This is a genomic window from Ruegeria sp. AD11(2025) (genome assembly GCF_056542405.1).
Genome location: NZ_JBQFZU010000017.1, coordinates 65585 through 82979, shown reverse-complemented (window position 1 = coordinate 82979; position 17395 = coordinate 65585). Strand labels below are relative to the sequence as shown.

Genomic DNA, 17395 nt, shown 5'->3' with positions numbered 1-17395 from the left:
CAAATCCTATTCCACGTCAGCAAACAGACCTTGTGGCACTTTTGTTGCTTCACCGACCAGCTCGGCTCCACCCAATTCGGTCATCAGTTCCAGCATCTTGTTGGCGGCATCCGCGTCAACAGGGCTGCGATCAGGAATTCCTGCGATCCAATCGGCTTTGAGCTGTTCAAACTGCGTGTCGGATTTCGCGTTCATACGAGGGCGGATCGCCTCCCATGCAGCAGGAGAATTGGCCAGCAGGTCCTTGGCGTCGCGGCTGGCGGCGAACAGGTTTTGCGCAAGGTCCGGGTTTTCGTTTAGAAAGCGCTCCTTCAGGTAATAGCCCAACAGTGGCGTGTTTAAGTCGAGGCCAAGCGCCTGCCCGGCATCTTCGACCGAAATCAGCTCTTTCATGCCCGACGCTTTCATCTTGGCCAGAAAGTGCCAGAAATTGATCGCCCCCGCGTAATCTCCTCCAAGAGCGGATTTGAAGATCAGTGGCGGAGCGCCGAATACCTGCTCGGTGTCGGCTTTCAGATCCATGCCATATTCCTGCGCTGCATAGGCACGCAGGATCAGCCAGGATTTGTCCAGCGGTCCACCGGCAATGCCTATCTTGCCACCTGCCAAATCCTTCAAACTGGTCGCAGGGCTGTCAGCGGGCACAACCACCCCTCCGACAGCTTTGGAATAAGGGATAAAGACATAGTCTTTCCCAGCAGCCCTTTGACGCGCCACCCAAATCCAGTCAGCGACGGCCAGATCAGCTTCGTCACCTTCGACCGCGATGCGGGTTGCGCCATTGTCGGCAAAAGGCTGAACATCAAGAATGAAGCCATGTTTCCTGTCCAGACCGTTCTGGCGAATGGTCTCCAATTCCCAATTCACCGTCCCGATCTTGAGTACCGCAGCGCGAATGGTTGGTAGGGTATCGGCGTCCAGAGCGCCCGCCGTGAAGACCAGCGCAAGGCAGGCGGCAAATAGTTTGATCATGACTTCATCCCTTCACCCGCTACTCCGCCTTTCTGCTGACTTCATTCAGATCTTTATCCAGCTTGATGTCGAACTGGTTGCCACCCTTACAGATGACGTCGTCCAGATCATAACCGTCGTCTTCAGCTTCGATGTCATCCGGATCCATCTGACATTCGATGGACGCAAGATAGGCTTCGATCTTTTCGACAATTGCCGCGTCAATATCGTCGGCGAACGCTGGTTCCGCTATAAGTCCGGCGATCAACAAAACTCCCGCCATTCTCATCATGCTATCCTTTCTCTATTGAATACTGACTGTGATACGTTGCGAGTCACCTGTAGAACCGGGGATGCGAATTTCATGGCTGCCGGGTTTGATTGCGATAAACGACAGCTCCGCTACGCCAGCCTTGTCGAACTCGATGCTGTCCACCGCCATCGGGCGGATTTCGATCTTGTTGATCACGATCTCATTCATCCAGATAGCGCGAAAGAAAGATGGCCCCTCGATTGCCAATTCCGCGGAACCATCGGCGGTAATCTCAAGTTTGTAATACGCGCCGGATTGCAGAACCACGTCCTCACCCAGCGGTTGCCCCGAAGCGAGCGTCAGCTTGATGGTGTCACCTCGGTTGCATTTCGCCAGAAGACCGGCAAATCCCAGATCATCACAGAGCGGGGCCGCCGAAACTGGCCCGCCTAACGTTGCAACCATCGCGGCAATCATGAGTTTTTTCATTCACGTCCCTCCCAGAACTTCAGTCAATGGTCACCACGCCCCAGGGCTGTTGTCCGACCTGTACCGATTTTATGGCTTTCTCTGCAGCCACATCGATGACCGTGATGTCGTTTGAGTTACCATTTGTGGTCAGCAGGTATTTCTCATCCGGCGTGAAATCGAGCTGCCAGACCCGCTGCCCAACTAGGATGTAATCCAAAACCTCAAGGCTTTGTGCGTCAACGACGGCAACACGGTTTGCAGGCCCCAGAGCAACAAACAGGCGTTTGCCATCCGAGGTTACCTTCGCTCCGACGGGCTGCAACCATTCCGGTTGCACCCCGGGCACCTCGAAGCTGATTTTGCCAACAACTGTGGGCGTTCCGTCCTCGGCTATATCCATAACCGAGACTGTCCCACCGATTTCCGAGGTCACAAACAGGCGATTGCCATCGGCGGTATACTGCGCATAACGCGGGCGCTGATCGACCAGGACGTTGTGCTTGATGGTGTAATCCTCAGTGGAAATGAAATGCGCCATATTGGTGGTCTCAGAGGTGTTGACCACAAATTTGCCGTCCGGGCTCATCCCCATGCCTTCGGGTTCGACGCCGACCGGCACCTCGGCCAGAATTGTACGGGTTTCAGTATCAGTGACCGTAACCAGATTGTCGTCCTCATTGGCGATGTATAGCCGTTTACCCGAGGGTTCCAGGATGAAAAGCTCAGGGTCGGGGCCCGAGGGCAAGCTGGGCAGTTCCTCATAGGTCTCGGTATCAAATACTCGGATGATATTGTCATCCGAGGCACAAACATACAGCGTTCCGCCATCCGGGCTGACGGTGATGCCACGCGGGCGGTTGCCGCCGGGAAATTCGGTGATCACCTCCCAGGTTTCGGTATCCACCACGGTGATGGTGTTACCCCGCTCGTTCGAGACAAAGGCCTTGCCCGCCAGCGCAGGACCAGAGGTCAGCGCGGCACAGGCAACGGTCAACAATAGTCGTTTCATCAAGACCTCCGGTTATTCAAATGCCCGACAACTGGATTCCGCCCGATCCAAACCCATTGTATCGAGCGGTGAGATCTGGTGCAGGAACCCCTCCTGCGGGCTGACACTGACGGTGATCGACCCGTCATACAGAAGGATCGGCTGGCGCAGTTGCCCGTTCCAATCGCGGAACGTCACTTTCTGTCCTTTGAAGGCGGCAAGTTCGAACTGGTCCGACAAGGCATAGTCACGCACGCCGTCAGGTTCTGCCGTACTGGCGCGGGTTACCGCCTCGCCAATCACCCGCAGTGCAAGCCAGGTGTTGTAATCCTCAGGTCGAACATAGCGACCCGTCAGTTCCTCGAAACGGGTTTGGAACTGGGTTGCACCCCATGCCTCATGCGCGCCATGAAATGTTGTCGGGCGCAGGCCACCCGATCCCATCACCGGGCGCGGGGTCCAAAGGTGGTAAGACAGGTAACGCCCGAAGTAATCGGTTTCGTCTGCAGCGATCACCACATCATGATCTCGCACATCTTGTGTATCCAGCGGCAATTGGCGCTGAACCAGCACATGGCCGGAATCCGTCCGCCGAGAGCCTCCGGTATCCGCAAAAGTCCGATCCTCTGCAATCTTCGCACCAAACTTGGTGGCCGCGCGGCGATAGGCATCAGCCGATTTGATATCTTCAGGGTTTGAACCGGCCAGCAAGAACCATTCGTCCCACTTCTTCCAGACCGCAAACTGCGCCACTGCATCAGCTGTCATGGCACGGGACGGAGCAATATGCAGCAGGTTGCCGCGGCAATTTGCATCCCGCAATTCGGTATCCGGTGCCGACGCATTGAAAACCAGTACCCCAGCCTCCGCCGCCTTGTCCGCCAGGCGCAAAACGTCGGGGGCCTCGGCCAGAAGAACGATCAGGCGCACACCGTCTGATAGGATCTGGTCCATTGCAGCGTCGGCCTCTTCTGGTGAAACCGCAACGGTTGCAGTCTCGTAAGTATGTCCAAGAAATCCGCCGGTCGTGCTGTTATCTTCATCCCCGAGCGCGGCACCGGCAAAGCCCAGATCAGTCGGCTTTAGATCATATCGCGAGATCGGCAAAAGCGACGGGTAGTCGATCCGTAGCACCGCAGCTTTCACATCGATCGCCGCCGCGGTCACCGCAGACACACACCAGAACAGCGCCGCAAGCAGCGGCGGCACGCGAATAATCAAGATGCCCTCCCGTTGCCCGAGTGATCAGGCTGGCTCATCAAGGGCGAAACGCCCTAAGAACGGAACCGATACTTTTGGCCATGTTGTAAAACAAATCGTATCAGCTTCATGATTAAGCTCGATTCTTATTTTATAAGAATGCCCGTATGCGGTTGATCTTGCTATGGTTTCCCACGACCCCCTACGGTTTCGCAGGGGGTCGTAAAGGGAGACCTGTTTAGCGTGATTGCACGTCAGTTTTGACCGGGAACACGCGGTCGAGATGCCGTGCCAAATACCGCCAAGCGCATTCAGGGAGGATACTGGATGAATCGACGAACGCTTCTTGCGACAACCGCTGCGTTACTGGTTCCGGGCATGGTCTGGGCCCACGGGCCGACCCGGCAGAAAGTCACGCTGACCGCCGAAGTCGCGGCCTCGCCCGAAGAGGTTTGGGCTGTTGTCGGGAACTTTGATGACATGTCATGGCATCCCGCCGTGTATGCGACTGAAGGCAAAGGCGGCAACGAGATCGACGCGACCCGGTTGCTAACACTCGGTCAGGAAGATGGGCCGACGATTGACGAGATTCTGTATAAATACAGCGACGAAAAGATGAGCTATTCCTACCGGATCACTGAGGTCGCGGTTGAGGTGCTGCCTGTTACCAATTACTCATCGCACCTGACGGTCAAACCGCGCGACGGGGGCGGTTCGATCATCGAATGGCGCGGGGCCTTTTATCGCGGTTATCCAAACAACGATCCACCAGCCGAACTGAATGACGAAGCCGCCATCGCCGCCGTGACAGGGGTGTATCAGGCCGGCCTCGATGCGTTGATCGAGCGTTTTGGTGCGGCAAGCTAGCCGATCCTTGATATTGCTTACGGTGCTCTCTGGCAGCCCGGTGCCAGCAGAGACGGCGTTCATCACTTGCCAAAACGGTGAGGAACTCAGTCGCATTGACCTTTCCGAAATGCAGGAAACGGCCCGCTGGCCGCTGCCGGGCATGCCTGCGGGCGTGGCCGTAGGTTTGGACGGTACGCTGTTCGCCGTGTCCCCGGATAGTAAAACGGTGCGGCGTTTGTCTGCAGAAACGGGTGAGGCGATAGCGCAGGTTATGCTCGATGGTGGTCCCATCGGAATCGCGCTAGACCCTGCACGCGGGCGGGTATTTGTATCTGATTGGTTCAACTCTCGTCTTTGGGTTCTGGACAGCGAAAGTCTGGAGGTTCTGACAGAACTGCCAACAGGCACTGCCCCGGCTGGGATCGCGATTTCACCCGATGGACGTTTTCTGGCATCGGCTGACAAGGACTCCAATCAGGTTTCGGTTTTCGATGCAGAGACTCTACGAACACTTCACATCATAACCGTTGGCACCCGCCCCTTCGGATTGCGCTTTGCCCCTGATGGGCGGCTTTTTGTCGGCAATGTCGGCAGCAATGATGTCAGCGTTGTCGATGTCGAATCCGGCGCGGTCATAGCTACGGTCCCCGTTGGCGAACGTCCTTATGGAATAGCCTTTGCCCACGATCGTGCATTCGTCACGAACCAATATGCCAATACGCTCAGCGTTATCACTCTGGAGACGTTGGAGGACGAAGCTCTGCTTGAGGTCGGGGAATACCCGGAGGGCATCGACGCAACAACCGGCGAGGATCTGGTGGTCGTTGCAAACTGGTTCGACAACACTGTCAGCATCGTGGACCCTAAGTCGCTGTCCGTGGTAGAAACGATAGAAACCTGCGATGGGCCGCGTGCCTTTGGTAGATTTCTGCAAGGAGGAAGACAATGAAGGCTTCTCACCTGATTGCAGCCCTGTTCTGCGTGCTGGTTGCTCCGGCCTGGGCATCGAACGAGGCGTGGGACAATGTCCGCGCGCTTCTCTATGGCGACCGGCCAATGCAGAACGGCGACGCGTTGATCGCGATCGATGCTCCCTATCGCACACCCGATGACACACGGACCGAGCTTGCGGCTCAGGTCGTTGCCCCCAGAGGAACGAATGTAGCGAAAGTGACCTTGGTGTTGGATGAAAACCCGATGCCTGTTTCTGCTGTGTTCGAATTGGAAGAACCGCTACCGAGCTTCTACTTCGATGTGACCATGCGTGTGAACGGCCCGACCCCGATGCATGTCATTGCCGAAACCACGGATGGCCGCCTTTGGGTGTCGGAAACCTTCGTCAAAACTTCGGGCCTTGGGGCCTGCGCCGCACCACCCGGAACTGACCCAAAACTGGCGTTGGAAAACCTCGGAACGATGGAGGCCGAACTTGTCGGTCGTGTACCTGCGCTGGATATGCGTTCACGGTTGTCCAATCTAGGTGCGGATCGCGCCAGCAAGATGGATTTGAACATTGACCATCCGTCGCATTCGGGAATGCAGATGGACCAGATTTCCCTGTTGTTCATACCGATGCGCTACGTGGAAACTGTGGATATTGATCTTGATGGCGCGGGTTATGTTCAGCTGACCGGATCGATTTCACTGTCTGAAAACCCGAGGGTTGGCATATCTGTTCCGAGCCGGGCACAAGCAGTTGATGTAACGATGACGGATACAGACGGCACCGTCAGCCATTTGCACAAGAAGCTGGCGGGTTTTTGAATCATTCGCCCCCAGCGACGGGCTGACCTGGAAACGGCTCGACCCGTTCGAGTGGATACCCCCATAAGGCCCAGCCATCGGTGCCTTCTGGGAACCAATAGACGTTGACGTACCCCCATTCGATTGCGCGTCTGGCGGCATTCCAACTCATCCAGCAGTCTTCGAGGCAGAAGAACACAATACCATGCTCAACGTCGCCATTGGTGCTGGCCTCTAACCCGGACCGAAAATAGTCAGCCGTGACGTCTGCGATTGCACCATAGCCGACATTGGGTAGCCAGATCGTTCCGGGGATACTGTTGCGCGGCTTGTCTCGCCAAAGCGTGCCCTCGGGCAGATTGGCTGGCTTAGGTGGCTGAGGCAAAACGTCGATGAAAGCGGCGGTCTGATCTTGCCAAAGGCTGTGCGCATCTTCCGGGCCGATGGTTGTGCCGTCGGTTATCCGGTCCGGCACCGGCGCACGGTAGTGATCCATGCGGTAGTCACTGGGCTCGGGGACGGTCTGCGCCATCGCGGCGGTTGAGATGAACGCAAGTGCCATGAACGCGCGCATCATTGCGACAGGTCCAGCACCTCAGTCCCCAGATCATTCACAAGTGGAACACCGGCCTCGGCCAACACAGCATTTATCTCATCCTGATTGCGCCGGATCAGAGAATTCAGCTGCCGCTGCCAGACCTTCTCACCCTGCCGTACACCCATGGTGATGCGATAGAACAAACGCGGCGGCAGGTCTTCGTCGACAAGCGGGATCACCTTGAATTCTGGGTAGTCTGCCTTGACCAATGGTCCGCCCAGCGGACCCCAGAGGATGGCCGCATCAATCTCTCCCGATTGCAGGTCATCCAGCATATCGATAGCCGGGCTTTCCACGCGTCGATCGACGAAAAGGTTGTAAGGCTTGGCCTGTCCGATCAGTCCATTCCGCGCCATATGCGCCGCCGGCGGGGTACCCGCCACGATCCCGATCTTTCGGCCCTTAAGCGCGGGGTCATTCAACCGATCCACCTGAGCCAGATCGCTGTCCATCGGCACAATCAACGCATAGGCCGAGGTATAGTAGTGGTTGGTATTCTGCACCAACTCATGACCTTGCGCATAGCCGATCACGACATCACAACGCTTCGCAGCGAGTGTGTTTCGAATGAAGCCTGTCGCTTGCGGAAACCAGACATATTGCACCGGCAGTTCCAGCTTTGCGGCAATCAGTTCGGCCAGCCGGTTTTCATATCCAGATCCATCCTCGGACGATACGGGATAATTGGCAGGGTCAGCGCAAACGCGAAAGGCTGTCTTTGACACCAGATCAGAAGTTTGGGCCTGTGCAGGCTGCGCCTGACCAAGCCAGACGCCAAGCACCGTCAGAACAAGACAGGCCTTAACCCATGCACGCATCTTCATCCTCGCGGATCACGTCGGACTTCGCCTCTTTCTTGGGCGGGCGACCTCGTGGGATCGCACCGGATCCATGAGCTTTCAAATATACATAGATATCATCCAGAAAGCACATCACGTTCGGGTTGTCGCCAAATCCCGGCATCACCGAGTTTTCAGCGGCGTTCACCACCTGTCGACCATTCGTGACGATGTCGACAAAGTCATAATAATCCATATCCAGCGCTGACTCTTTTAGAGCCGGCGCATAGGTCGAGCCCTCACCATCCGGACCATGACAGACATGGCATTCCGCGTGATAGCGCCGGAAGCCTGAAAATGTCATCCAGTCCACAGTTCCATCCTCGGCCACGTTAAATGTCGGGATATCGTCTTCGGTGTAGTACCGCCCATCCTCGGAATAAGAGACCGCCAGATTGTCAGCAATCGCGGCAACGGGAAAGCAGGACAAAAGAACAGATGCCAGAAGACGTACAGAGTGGTTCATGGAAAGCTCGTTTTTTTACAGGTGAAAACCGGCGCGGTCCGGTCGGGTCGCGCCGGTCAGTTCTTTGGCTTAGTTCGGCAGTGCGAACACAGTCAGCTGACCACCCAGCGCAGTATAGTCACTGAGAGCGGCATAGCCACCCACGGCGCCCAGACCGTCATTTGGGTTAGTCAAACCAGCCGCCAGACCAATACCGGCCCAGCCACCAACACCTGACAGGATGCCGATATACTGCTTGCCACCTTGCTCATACGTCATCACGTTGCCGATGATGCCGGACGGTGTTTTGAACTTGTACAGCTCTTCACCGGTTTCAGCGTGAACGGCCTTCAGATAGCCTTCGAGCGTCCCATAGAATACAACATCACCCGCTGTTGCCAGAGCACCGGACCAGACCGAGAACTGCTCGGGTAGCGACCACTTGATGCTTCCGTCGGTGTTGTCCCACGCGATGAAGTTACCCATACCACCATGGCTATCCGGTGCCGGATACATCGCCAGAGTCGCGCCCACATAAGGCTGACCAGCGGTATAGGAAACGCGGAATGGCTCATAGTCCATGCAGACGTGGTTGGTCGGCACGTACATCAGCTGAGTCTTCGGCGAATAGGCCGCAGGCTGTTGGTCTTTGGTGCCCAGAGCCGCCGGGCAGATACCGGTCGAGTTCACGTCCTCGCCGTTCTGTTCCGTCGAATACTGAGCGACCACAGCCGGACGACCATAGGTCTCGCTGTTGGGATCCATGTCGACGCCCGTTGTCCAGTTCACAACCGGGTCGAACTTTTCGGCCACCAGCAGCTCACCCGTGATACGGTCCATGGTGTATCCCAGACCGTTGCGGTCGAAATGGGTCAGCAACTTGCGCTCGGTGCCATCAATTTCCTGTTCCGTCAGGATCATTTCATTGATGCCGTCATAGTCCCATTCGTCGTGCGGGGTCATCTGATAGAACCATCTGGCCATACCGGTATCGATATCACGCGCCATGATGGTCATGGACCAGCGGTTGTCGCCCGGGCGCTGCGCCGGGTTCCAAGTCGACGGGTTACCCGTGCCATAGTACATCAGGTTTTCGTCCAGATCCGCAGAATACCAGCCCCAAGTGGTGCCGCCGCCGATCTTCCACTGATCACCTTCCCAGGTATTTGTACCCGAGTCTGCGCCAACCGGCTTACCCAGATGCGTGGTCTTTTCAGGATCAACGAGGATGTCCGAATCCGGCCCCATGGAATAGGCTCGCCAGACTTGCTCGCCCGAGTTCATGTCATAGGCCGTAACCGATCCGCGCACACCAAACTCACCGCCCGAAATGCCAACAATGACTTTGTCTTTGATGGGCAACACAGTGGCAGTGTTGGTTTCACCAATCGCCGGGTCACCATTCTGGACTTCCCAAACAACGTCGCCAGATTTGGCATCCAGCGCCACAACTTTGGTGTCCGCCTGATGCAGGAAGATCTTACCATCCGCATAGGCCACACCCCGGTTTACGGTGTCACAGCACATCACCGGAATAACGTCCGGGTCCTGCTTGGGCTCGTATTTCCAGACGATCTTGCCGTCATTGGCCAGATCCAGAGCATAGACAATGTTCGGGAACGGCGTGTGAACATACATCATGTCGCCAATCACCAGCGGCGAACCCTCATGCCCGCGCAGAACGCCGGTCGAGAAAGTCCACGCAACCTGCAGATCACCAACGTTGTCGGCGTTGATCTGGTCCAGTTCGGAGTAGCGCTGATTTTTGTAGTCACCCGTTTGGATCGCCCATTGTTTCGAGTTCTCCATCTGGGCAATCAGGTCGTCATTGGCATATGCCGCAGTGGCCAGCGCAATGGCAATCCCGGAGGTCCAAAGCGATAGATTTTTCATTCAATCTCCTCCCTTTCGTGCAGCGTTCTCGCTGCATTACAACACCTCACCCAGGTCGGATTGCGGTGTCTGTTGATGCTCGCCCAGACCGGCCCTTTTGCGGTCACATCGACGGGCGAGCAATGCAATCTCTTACGACCCTGGCTCCTCAAAGGTTGCAAGATATGCGATGATGTTGATGCGATCGTCCTCTTTGCGCAGACCAGCGAAGGTCATCTTGATCCCCTTCGCATAGTCGCGCGGTTTCGTAAGAAACGCGTCCAGCTCCTCGGGTGTCCAGACCAGCCCTTCTTCGGACAACTCGATGAGGGTCGGGGAATAGCCAAACCCCTCAACGGTTGCAGCCTGACGCCCAACGATACCGTTCAGCATGGGACCTACTTTGTTTTCTGCTCCCTCGCCCACAGCGTGACAGGCTTTGCACTTGCGGAAGACTTTCTCACCCGCTTCGGGATCGCCTTCGGCACTTGCAAAGGCGGGTGCTAGCATGAGGCAGGTTGCCGTGATTACCGTTCTGAACACTATCATTCTTTCCTTGCTGTTTTCATTGGCTGAGACGTTCGGCGTGCCATTCGACATGATCACGCGCAAAGCTGTTCACGAAGAAATATGAATGATCATACCCTTCCTGAATTCTGATCTGTCCGGGCTGGCGGCGCTTGGCCATCATGTTGGCCAAAGCTTCGGGTTTGAGCAGATCGAGAAACTGATCATCCGCACCCTGATCGATCAGCAGATCCCCTTTCCAGCCGTGTTCTTCCAACAGCAATGTCGCGTCATGCTCGACCCAGGTGTTTTCGTCGTCACCCAGATAGCTGCTGAGCTGTTTGCGGCCCCAATCCGAACGTGTCGGGTGCGCAATCGGCGCAAATGCTGAAAGAGATCTGAATTTGTCAGCGTTCCGTATCGCGATCGTGATCGCGCCGTGGCCGCCCATGGAATGACCCGTGATCCCGTGACGATCCTGAACCAGAAAATTCTTCACAACTATGTCGCGCAACTCGTCAACGATGTAGTCATACATTCTGAAATGCGACCGCCAAGGATCACGGGTGGCGTTCACATAAAAACCTGCCCCCTGTCCCAGATCATAGGCATCATCATCGGCAACGTTGTCACCACGCGGAGACGTATCGGGAAACACAACCGCTACACCATAGTCCGCCGCCGCCTCCTGAAAACCGCCCTTGGTCATCGCGTTTTCATGAGTGCAGGTCAGTCCGGACAAATACCACAGAACAGGCACCGGCCCAGATCTGGCCTGAGGCGGCAGGTAGATGGCAAAGGTCATCTCGCAATCGCATGTCGCGGAGAGATGGGAGTAGACAGTCTGCTCCCCTCCGAAGCTGCGGTTTTGCGAAATGACCTTTAGATCCATGTCAGTACTCCACCACCGCGCGGATCGACTTACCTTCGTGCATCAGGTCAAAGCCGTGGTTGATCTCATCCAGCGTCAATTTGTGTGTGATCATGGGATCAATCTCGATCTTGCCGTCCATGTACCAGTCGACGATTTTCGGGACATCCGTCCGACCTTTGGCACCGCCAAACGCCGTGCCGCGCCACGACCTGCCGGTGACCAGTTGGAAGGGACGCGTCGAAATCTCGGCCCCGGCGGGTGCGACACCGATGATGATGCTTTCACCCCACCCTTTGTGCGCGCATTCCAAAGCAGTGCGCATCACGCCAACATTGCCTGTGGCGTCAAAGGTATAATCCGCACCCCCTCCGGTCAGTTCGACCAGATGCGCCACGATATCGCCGCTTACATTCGAGGGATTCACGAAATCGGTCATACCGAAATGCGTTGCCATCTCTGCTTTGCCATCGTTCAGATCGACACCAACGATCTGATCCGCGCCAGCCATGCGCAGACCTTGGATCACGTTCAGGCCGATACCGCCGAGACCGAACACAACGCCGCGCGATCCGATCTCGACCTTGGCGGTGTTGATTACGGCCCCGATACCAGTGGTGACGCCGCAGCCGATATAGCAGATTTTGTCAAACGGCGCGTCCTTGCGCACTTTGGCCAAGGCGATCTCGGGCACCACGGTGTGATTGGCGAAGGTCGAACAGCCCATGTAGTGATGGATCGGCGTGCCATCAAGCATGCTGAACCGGGTCGTTCCGTCCGGCAACAGACCCGCCCCCTGTGTAGCGCGCACTTTCTGGCACAGGTTCGTCTTGGGGTTCAGACAATACTCGCACTCGCGGCATTCGGGGGTGTAAAGCGGGATCACGTGGTCCCCAACCTCAAGGCTGGTGACGCCTTCACCGACCTCCAATACAACCCCGGCACCCTCATGGCCCAGAATTGCAGGAAAAATTCCTTCAGGGTCATCGCCCGAACGGGTGAACTCATCCGTATGACATAGTCCGGTTGCCTTGATCTCGATCAGGACTTCACCTGCCTTCGGGCCATCCAGTTCAACCTCCATGATTTCCAAAGGTCGTCCCGCCGCCACAGCAACCGCCGCGCGTGTTCTCATTCTGTCTGTCCTCCCTTGCAGCGGAATCATTCTTAGACCGACTGCTTGGTTAGAGTATGAGGGCCAGCCCCGTGTTCTAACAATTAAGACAATGGTGTGTATTGGGTTGAATGGACTTGGCGCGCAGATTTCATGCATACTATCCGCGTGGAGGAGAGCTGAGATGTCGAACGGCAAGCTAATTGTTATGGCCCTGGTGTGGCTCGGCACGGCTGGACCAAACTTTGCCGCAGATTTTTCCGATCCAACCTGGCCGTGTATTCAACGCAAGGTCGAAGATCTGTCACTGGGTCTTATGTGGCCACACCAGATCGCCGATAGTGAATCCGCCCAAAACGACGCCGACATTGACGAAATTGCCGGGCTGCTGGCCCTGAGACGAATTGAGTTGGAAGACCTTCAGCCCCGCGTTGCGGAATTTGCTGCGCGCTACAATGGGGATCCGGATGTTCTGGGATTGGTGTTTCAGCGTGTCTTCGACTCATTATCGAAACGGCGCAAGCACATAATAGCCGGGATAGGAGAGTTTTCGCTTAACCAGATCGAAATGGCCGAAAAGATTGATCTTGCCCGCGTGGAAATGGAGCAGGCCTTGGCTGCCGACCCACCGGATTATGACCGCGTTGACGCCCTTGAAGAACAGCTGGATTGGGACCAGTTGATCTATACAGACCGTCAGCGCTCGATCACCTATCTTTGCGAAACTCCGCAAATTCTGGAACGCCGTCTGTTTGCGATCTCGCAAATGCTTCAGCAATTGACGTCGGATCAGGGATAATTAGCCGGTCAACAAACGCAGGAGGGACGCATGAAACCCCTACTGATCCTCTTACTAACCCTTGCGCCTCTAACAGCCCTTGGCCAATCACCGCTGAGTGGTGTTGACATGACATTGCCCAAAATGACCGAGGCGCAAATGACCCGTGCCGACGTTGTTGCCCGGCTCGACGCAGCCACAACCGACACCCCCGCCGATTTTACCCGGGTCTGGCTCAACAATCTGGACCTGTCCGGACTGGATTTCAGCAATGCGACCCTGCGAGCGACCTCATTAAACGGCGCCAATTTGTCGGGTTCAAAACTGGACGGCGCAGTTCTGAGCCAGTCCTGGATGATCGGAGCGAACCTTTCAGGCGCATCGCTTGTTGGGGCCGAGTTATTCCAGACCCAGCTCAGCAAGGCGGACCTGACCGATGCCGATTTCACAAATGCCAGAACCGCCGCTGACTTCACCAAGGCCAATCTGACCCGAGCGGTGTTCAAAGGGGCAGATTTTTCCGCCGACATGCGCAACCAATCCATGGGCCTAATGCGTGGCGTCCTGACCTCGGCGTACGGGTCAGATGTGGATTTTGCCAATGCACAAATGTCGCGCGCCGATCTGGAATTTGCCAAACTGCCCAACGCAAATTTCACCGGTGCGGACATGTCGATGACCACATTGGGTGGGGCAGACCTGACAGGGGCCACATTGTCAGGTGCTGATTTTACGGATGCCGATTTGACCGCAACGCGGCTGACCGATGTTCAGGGCGCAGATCAGACCAATTTGAAAGCCGCAAAGAACCTGAACCGCGCCATTCGCTGACAGGGCTATTCCCATTCAAGTTCGGTAAATGCGACCGTGGCGTTGCGCGGGTTATAAGCGTCAAACAATTCCCATTGTTCCGCTTCACTTTGAGCGATTGTTTCAACCGCATCGCCCAGTCGCTGACCCGTGTCGATTGCGGCGCGTGTGTCAGTTTCCAACACATCCAGATAGCGCACCATGTCCTCGGCGCCTTCTGGCCAGGCCAGGATCGGGCCACCATGACCGGGCACGATTTGGGTAATATTCAGCTCGGTCATCTTTTTTAGAACACGCTGCCAGCCGATCAGCTGGCCGTCCAAGGCTGGGGTGTGCCGATGAAACACCAGATCGCCTGCGAACATAACGCCGGTGTTCACATCCTTGACCGTCAGGTCATTCCCGGTATGAGCTCTGGACCAGGCACGCAGGATCAGTTTGCGCCCACCCAGATCAATCTCTTCCTCGGATTCAACAGCGATATCGACAGTAATTGGCCCAACACCCACATAGGCGTCGGAACCGATAACGGCGCTCAGGCTTTCAACGTAATTGCTCAGTCGGTCCAGTAACGCTCTCTCCAACCCCACATGGCCAATTATCTGCGCCCCTGTCAGGGTCAGCGGCGCAGTTCCGAGAGTGTGATCGGGGTGCATGTGGGTCAAAATGACGTGACTGACGGGTTTGTCCGTCTCTGCCCGAACAGCGCGCCAAATGGCTTCTCCCATCCAGGGAGCTGTTCCTGTGTCGATCACTGCAACACTGTCTAGTCCGATGACAAATCCGAAATTCGACACGTCCCCCAGATTGTCCGCGTTAGGCTCTTCAATCAAACCGCGATGCACGAAAAGGCCGGGGGCAACTTCATCAAATTCCAATATCCTCCCAATGGCTTGGCAGACGGGTTCACCGCTGTGACCGTCGGAAAGCGACGGAGGTTGCGCCTTAAGTTTTTGTTCGCACTCAGCTTGATTTTCAGCCTCGTAGCCCGGCAAAAGCTGCTCTCTGCAGGGCTCGGTCGCAGCCTGCGCGCATAGCAAAATCACGGCTTCAAACATGGCAACTCTCCATCCCGAACCTTGGCACAGTTCACTGCCAGAACCACACCGCCTTTCGTCGGCATATAATTTCCTGGGGTTTTGTGGCATAATCCGCAGCACCGGTTGCCGGAGGAAAACACATGGCCAGAGCAATTGCACCCGCAGCGATCCTTTCACTTGCGCTATCCTTGCCCACTTGGGCGGAACAGCCGGTCAAGAATCCGCTAGTCGACAGCGAAACCTGGCACGACCTGCAATACGATGTGGTGGGCGATGTTCAAATAGGGAGTGCGGATACGCTGCTTTCATTGGACGCACCCTATAGGGCACACGACGCGGCAACGGTGCCCATCGTTCTGAAGCAGCTTGATCCAAATGTCAAAATCTCTGCCGCCACTGTGGTGATCGACGAAAACCCCGCGCCAATCGCAGGTGTCTTCACGTTTTCACCTGCCATGGGTGAGTTGGATTTCGAAATGCGAGTCCGCGTGAACCAATACTCGAATGTCCGCGTGATCGCAGAAACGCCGGAAGGTCTCCACATGACGGGCCGGTTTGTCAAAGCCTCGGGCGGCTGCTCGGCACCAGCCAGTAAAGACCCCGAGGTCGCTTTGGCGTCGATGGGTAAGATGAAGCTGCGCAGCTTTGGGCAAGAAGCGCAGATTTCAACACCACGCCGTGAAGCACAGATCATGATCCGGCACCCGAACTATTCCGGCTTACAGCGCGATCAGGTTACGCAATTGTTCATTCCTGCGCATTTCATCGACCACATCGAAGTCTGGCAGGGGGATGAGCTGTTGTTCACCATGGACGGTGGTATCTCGATCTCAGAGAACCCGGCATTTCGCTTTTCCTATAACGACGACGGCTCAACCATGTTGACGGTCAAGGCAACGGATACCGAGGGCAACACATTCGAGAAAGATCTGCCCAAGGCTGCGGCCAGCTAACCGGCTGGTCCCCGTTTCACTCAGAAACAGACAACTTCTGCTTCGGCCTGCGCCCGGCGCAGGTCAGCCACCATGTTTTCGGCCAGTACGGCGCTTTTGAAGAACGCCATTCGCTCGCCCCCGACCCGACGCATCGAAAGGACAGTCTCCGCCTGTTCGTATTGTTCATAAGGAAGAATTGAAGCGATCAGATCGATTGAACATGAGCACCGATCCAGCATCTCGCGGGTCTGGCCGTTGGTCACCATGCATGCGAATACGTAATCCGCGCGCGCAGCGGTAGGGTAATCGTTGAGCCGGTCGGCGACGCTTTGTGCTGACGCTGTGATCGGTGCAACCAGAACAGCCGCGACCATAGCTGTACAGGTCATGCGGATACTTTCCCACCTAAGGTCTAGGGCTTTCATTCGCGACCCTCCTGCACGCCTTCAAACTGCATCTCCGATCGATAGATTGCTGCGCCTTCGCCTTCCGGTGCGGCTTCTGCAACCAGGCGCAGATACCAACCCGGAACCTCCTCTGACACCGTAACGCTGAGGACGAGATCTCCGAACCCTTGCATCCGGTCCCGGTTAGGATCCTCAGCGAAAGGACGCATGAGGATGGTCTGTACGGAGATGGTTTTGCCGTCGACCACAGCCTCACCTTCGACAACCTCGGCAGGTTGAACCAGCGCATCTTTGACACGGTTTCGGATGTAGAATGGGCTGCCTCCGGCGGATTCAGCCATATCCCGGATGGCGCTTTCGTAAAAAACCATGATCATCGGATTCCCGACGCTGGCCGGGAAAACGCCCATAGCGCGGTGTTTGTCGTTTTGACGAAACTCCAGATGCGCCATTTCGGCCCCGTCTTCCCTGAAACTGAGAGCGATATCGCCGGTATCACGTTCGGCTGCATCGGGCCTGATCTGGTTCGTGACGGTGCGCTGGTAGATCAGTTCCTTATCCCTTGCGATAGTGTCCAGAACCCCATCCTGAAACAGCAATTCATAAGCCTGTTCTGCATCAATCGAGGCCGCAGACGCTGGATTTAAACTCCAAATCGAAATTGCGAGCCCGTATAGAAACACTCTCATGATCTTGTCCTCCCATTGAAGAGAGTATGGGCTAA

General features: G+C 56.2%; 21 protein-coding genes. 6 read left to right on the top strand and 15 right to left on the bottom strand.

Annotated features, from left to right (window positions below):
* Positions 1-6: 6 nt before the first annotated feature.
* From ACR1XY_RS16350 to ACR1XY_RS16330, 5 genes are read right to left on the bottom strand one after another with little or no spacing between them, the layout of a single operon-like run.
* Positions 7-972: an ABC transporter substrate-binding protein gene (locus ACR1XY_RS16350; protein WP_480594679.1), complete on the bottom strand. Its 966-nt coding sequence runs from the start codon at positions 970-972 to the stop codon at positions 7-9.
* Positions 973-991: 19 nt separating this feature from the next.
* On the bottom strand, positions 992-1234 hold the full coding sequence (locus ACR1XY_RS16345) for a PepSY domain-containing protein (protein WP_480594678.1): 243 nt from the start codon (positions 1232-1234) through the stop codon (positions 992-994).
* 21 nt (positions 1235-1255) lie between these two features.
* The gene (locus ACR1XY_RS16340) at positions 1256-1693 is read right to left on the bottom strand and encodes a cupredoxin domain-containing protein (protein ID WP_480594677.1); all 438 of its coding nucleotides are present in this window, start codon (positions 1691-1693) and stop codon (positions 1256-1258) included.
* A 19-nt stretch (positions 1694-1712) separates the two neighbouring features.
* A complete protein-coding gene (locus tag ACR1XY_RS16335; protein ID WP_480594676.1) occupies positions 1713-2684 on the bottom strand; it encodes a YVTN family beta-propeller repeat protein in 972 nt (323 codons plus the stop codon).
* Positions 2685-2696: 12 nt separating this feature from the next.
* Positions 2697-3878: an ABC transporter substrate-binding protein gene (locus ACR1XY_RS16330; protein ID WP_480594695.1), complete on the bottom strand. Its 1182-nt coding sequence runs from the start codon at positions 3876-3878 to the stop codon at positions 2697-2699.
* A gap of 312 nt (positions 3879-4190) precedes the next feature.
* Here ACR1XY_RS16330 and ACR1XY_RS16325 point away from each other — a divergent pair, with 312 nt between their 5' ends.
* The 3 genes from ACR1XY_RS16325 to ACR1XY_RS16315 are packed head-to-tail and all read left to right on the top strand — an operon-like array spanning position 4191 to position 6476.
* Entirely contained in the window at positions 4191-4730 is a 540-nt protein-coding gene (locus ACR1XY_RS16325; RefSeq protein WP_480594675.1) for an SRPBCC family protein, read from the top strand.
* A gap of 40 nt (positions 4731-4770) precedes the next feature.
* Complete coding sequence (locus tag ACR1XY_RS16320; protein ID WP_480594674.1) at positions 4771-5661, top strand: beta-propeller fold lactonase family protein; 891 nt, start codon at positions 4771-4773, stop codon at positions 5659-5661.
* Entirely contained in the window at positions 5658-6476 is an 819-nt protein-coding gene (locus tag ACR1XY_RS16315) for a quinoprotein dehydrogenase-associated SoxYZ-like carrier (RefSeq protein WP_480594673.1), read from the top strand. Before ACR1XY_RS16320 ends, ACR1XY_RS16315 begins: the two co-directional genes overlap by 4 nt.
* Position 6477: 1 nt before the next feature.
* Here the strand turns inward: ACR1XY_RS16315 and ACR1XY_RS16310 are convergent, their stop codons facing one another.
* The 7 genes from ACR1XY_RS16310 to ACR1XY_RS16280 form a co-directional block, all read right to left on the bottom strand.
* Positions 6478-7032 carry a PQQ-dependent catabolism-associated CXXCW motif protein gene (locus ACR1XY_RS16310; RefSeq protein ID WP_480594672.1) on the bottom strand — a complete coding sequence of 185 codons (555 nt, stop codon included), beginning with the start codon at positions 7030-7032 and terminating at the stop codon, positions 6478-6480.
* On the bottom strand, positions 7029-7871 hold the full coding sequence (locus ACR1XY_RS16305; RefSeq protein ID WP_480594671.1) for a substrate-binding domain-containing protein: 843 nt from the start codon (positions 7869-7871) through the stop codon (positions 7029-7031). Before ACR1XY_RS16305 ends, ACR1XY_RS16310 begins: the two co-directional genes overlap by 4 nt.
* Positions 7855-8358: a c-type cytochrome, methanol metabolism-related gene (locus ACR1XY_RS16300; RefSeq protein WP_480594670.1), complete on the bottom strand. Its 504-nt coding sequence runs from the start codon at positions 8356-8358 to the stop codon at positions 7855-7857. The genes ACR1XY_RS16305 and ACR1XY_RS16300 overlap by 17 nt, the downstream gene beginning before the upstream one ends.
* 69 nt (positions 8359-8427) lie before the next feature.
* Entirely contained in the window at positions 8428-10230 is a 1803-nt protein-coding gene (xoxF5, locus tag ACR1XY_RS16295) for a lanthanide-dependent methanol dehydrogenase XoxF5 (RefSeq protein ID WP_480594669.1), read from the bottom strand.
* 132 nt (positions 10231-10362) lie between these two features.
* Positions 10363-10758, bottom strand: a complete 396-nt coding sequence (locus ACR1XY_RS16290; RefSeq protein ID WP_480594668.1) for a c-type cytochrome — start codon at positions 10756-10758, stop codon at positions 10363-10365.
* Positions 10759-10774: 16 nt separating this feature from the next.
* On the bottom strand, positions 10775-11608 hold the full coding sequence (gene fghA, locus ACR1XY_RS16285; RefSeq protein WP_480594667.1) for an S-formylglutathione hydrolase: 834 nt from the start codon (positions 11606-11608) through the stop codon (positions 10775-10777).
* A 1-nt stretch (position 11609) separates the two neighbouring features.
* On the bottom strand, positions 11610-12722 hold the full coding sequence (locus ACR1XY_RS16280; protein ID WP_480594666.1) for an S-(hydroxymethyl)glutathione dehydrogenase/class III alcohol dehydrogenase: 1113 nt from the start codon (positions 12720-12722) through the stop codon (positions 11610-11612).
* A 163-nt stretch (positions 12723-12885) separates the two neighbouring features.
* Here ACR1XY_RS16280 and ACR1XY_RS16275 point away from each other — a divergent pair, with 163 nt between their 5' ends.
* Complete coding sequence (locus ACR1XY_RS16275; protein ID WP_480594665.1) at positions 12886-13500, top strand: hypothetical protein; 615 nt, start codon at positions 12886-12888, stop codon at positions 13498-13500.
* A gap of 30 nt (positions 13501-13530) precedes the next feature.
* Positions 13531-14310 (top strand): pentapeptide repeat-containing protein, encoded by a 780-nt coding sequence (locus ACR1XY_RS16270; protein WP_480594664.1) that lies wholly within the window; start codon positions 13531-13533, stop codon positions 14308-14310.
* Positions 14311-14315: 5 nt separating this feature from the next.
* Here the strand turns inward: ACR1XY_RS16270 and ACR1XY_RS16265 are convergent, their stop codons facing one another.
* Positions 14316-15347 (bottom strand): quinoprotein relay system zinc metallohydrolase 2, encoded by a 1032-nt coding sequence (locus tag ACR1XY_RS16265; RefSeq protein ID WP_480594663.1) that lies wholly within the window; start codon positions 15345-15347, stop codon positions 14316-14318.
* 122 nt (positions 15348-15469) lie between these two features.
* Here ACR1XY_RS16265 and ACR1XY_RS16260 point away from each other — a divergent pair, with 122 nt between their 5' ends.
* Positions 15470-16282 (top strand): quinoprotein dehydrogenase-associated SoxYZ-like carrier, encoded by an 813-nt coding sequence (locus ACR1XY_RS16260; RefSeq protein WP_480594662.1) that lies wholly within the window; start codon positions 15470-15472, stop codon positions 16280-16282.
* 20 nt (positions 16283-16302) lie between these two features.
* Here the strand turns inward: ACR1XY_RS16260 and ACR1XY_RS16255 are convergent, their stop codons facing one another.
* Together ACR1XY_RS16255 and ACR1XY_RS16250 are read right to left on the bottom strand one after the other, a co-directional pair.
* Positions 16303-16638: a hypothetical protein gene (locus ACR1XY_RS16255; RefSeq protein WP_480594694.1), complete on the bottom strand. Its 336-nt coding sequence runs from the start codon at positions 16636-16638 to the stop codon at positions 16303-16305.
* A gap of 47 nt (positions 16639-16685) precedes the next feature.
* Positions 16686-17360, bottom strand: a complete 675-nt coding sequence (locus tag ACR1XY_RS16250; RefSeq protein WP_480594661.1) for a hypothetical protein — start codon at positions 17358-17360, stop codon at positions 16686-16688.
* Between the last annotated feature and the right edge of the window lie 35 nt (positions 17361-17395).

What these genes read in the sequence shown, in the direction of transcription:
- ACR1XY_RS16340 (WP_480594677.1), bottom strand. Translation starts at nt 1,693, where the DNA reads ATGAAAAAACTCATGATTGCCGCGATGGTTGCAACGTTAGGCGGGCCA.
- ACR1XY_RS16275 (WP_480594665.1), top strand. Translation starts at nt 12,886, where the DNA reads ATGTCGAACGGCAAGCTAATTGTTATGGCCCTGGTGTGGCTCGGCACG.
- ACR1XY_RS16265 (WP_480594663.1), bottom strand. Translation starts at nt 15,347, where the DNA reads ATGTTTGAAGCCGTGATTTTGCTATGCGCGCAGGCTGCGACCGAGCCC.
- ACR1XY_RS16335 (WP_480594676.1), bottom strand. Translation starts at nt 2,684, where the DNA reads ATGAAACGACTATTGTTGACCGTTGCCTGTGCCGCGCTGACCTCTGGT.
- ACR1XY_RS16290 (WP_480594668.1), bottom strand. Translation starts at nt 10,758, where the DNA reads ATGATAGTGTTCAGAACGGTAATCACGGCAACCTGCCTCATGCTAGCA.
- ACR1XY_RS16305 (WP_480594671.1), bottom strand. Translation starts at nt 7,871, where the DNA reads ATGCGTGCATGGGTTAAGGCCTGTCTTGTTCTGACGGTGCTTGGCGTC.
- ACR1XY_RS16315 (WP_480594673.1), top strand. Translation starts at nt 5,658, where the DNA reads ATGAAGGCTTCTCACCTGATTGCAGCCCTGTTCTGCGTGCTGGTTGCT.
- ACR1XY_RS16300 (WP_480594670.1), bottom strand. Translation starts at nt 8,358, where the DNA reads ATGAACCACTCTGTACGTCTTCTGGCATCTGTTCTTTTGTCCTGCTTT.
- ACR1XY_RS16350 (WP_480594679.1), bottom strand. Translation starts at nt 972, where the DNA reads ATGATCAAACTATTTGCCGCCTGCCTTGCGCTGGTCTTCACGGCGGGC.
- ACR1XY_RS16345 (WP_480594678.1), bottom strand. Translation starts at nt 1,234, where the DNA reads ATGGCGGGAGTTTTGTTGATCGCCGGACTTATAGCGGAACCAGCGTTC.
- ACR1XY_RS16270 (WP_480594664.1), top strand. Translation starts at nt 13,531, where the DNA reads ATGAAACCCCTACTGATCCTCTTACTAACCCTTGCGCCTCTAACAGCC.
- xoxF5 (WP_480594669.1), bottom strand. Translation starts at nt 10,230, where the DNA reads ATGAAAAATCTATCGCTTTGGACCTCCGGGATTGCCATTGCGCTGGCC.
- ACR1XY_RS16260 (WP_480594662.1), top strand. Translation starts at nt 15,470, where the DNA reads ATGGCCAGAGCAATTGCACCCGCAGCGATCCTTTCACTTGCGCTATCC.
- ACR1XY_RS16250 (WP_480594661.1), bottom strand. Translation starts at nt 17,360, where the DNA reads ATGAGAGTGTTTCTATACGGGCTCGCAATTTCGATTTGGAGTTTAAAT.
- ACR1XY_RS16280 (WP_480594666.1), bottom strand. Translation starts at nt 12,722, where the DNA reads ATGAGAACACGCGCGGCGGTTGCTGTGGCGGCGGGACGACCTTTGGAA.
- ACR1XY_RS16255 (WP_480594694.1), bottom strand. Translation starts at nt 16,638, where the DNA reads ATGGTCGCGGCTGTTCTGGTTGCACCGATCACAGCGTCAGCACAAAGC.
- ACR1XY_RS16310 (WP_480594672.1), bottom strand. Translation starts at nt 7,032, where the DNA reads ATGATGCGCGCGTTCATGGCACTTGCGTTCATCTCAACCGCCGCGATG.
- fghA (WP_480594667.1), bottom strand. Translation starts at nt 11,608, where the DNA reads ATGGATCTAAAGGTCATTTCGCAAAACCGCAGCTTCGGAGGGGAGCAG.
- ACR1XY_RS16325 (WP_480594675.1), top strand. Translation starts at nt 4,191, where the DNA reads ATGAATCGACGAACGCTTCTTGCGACAACCGCTGCGTTACTGGTTCCG.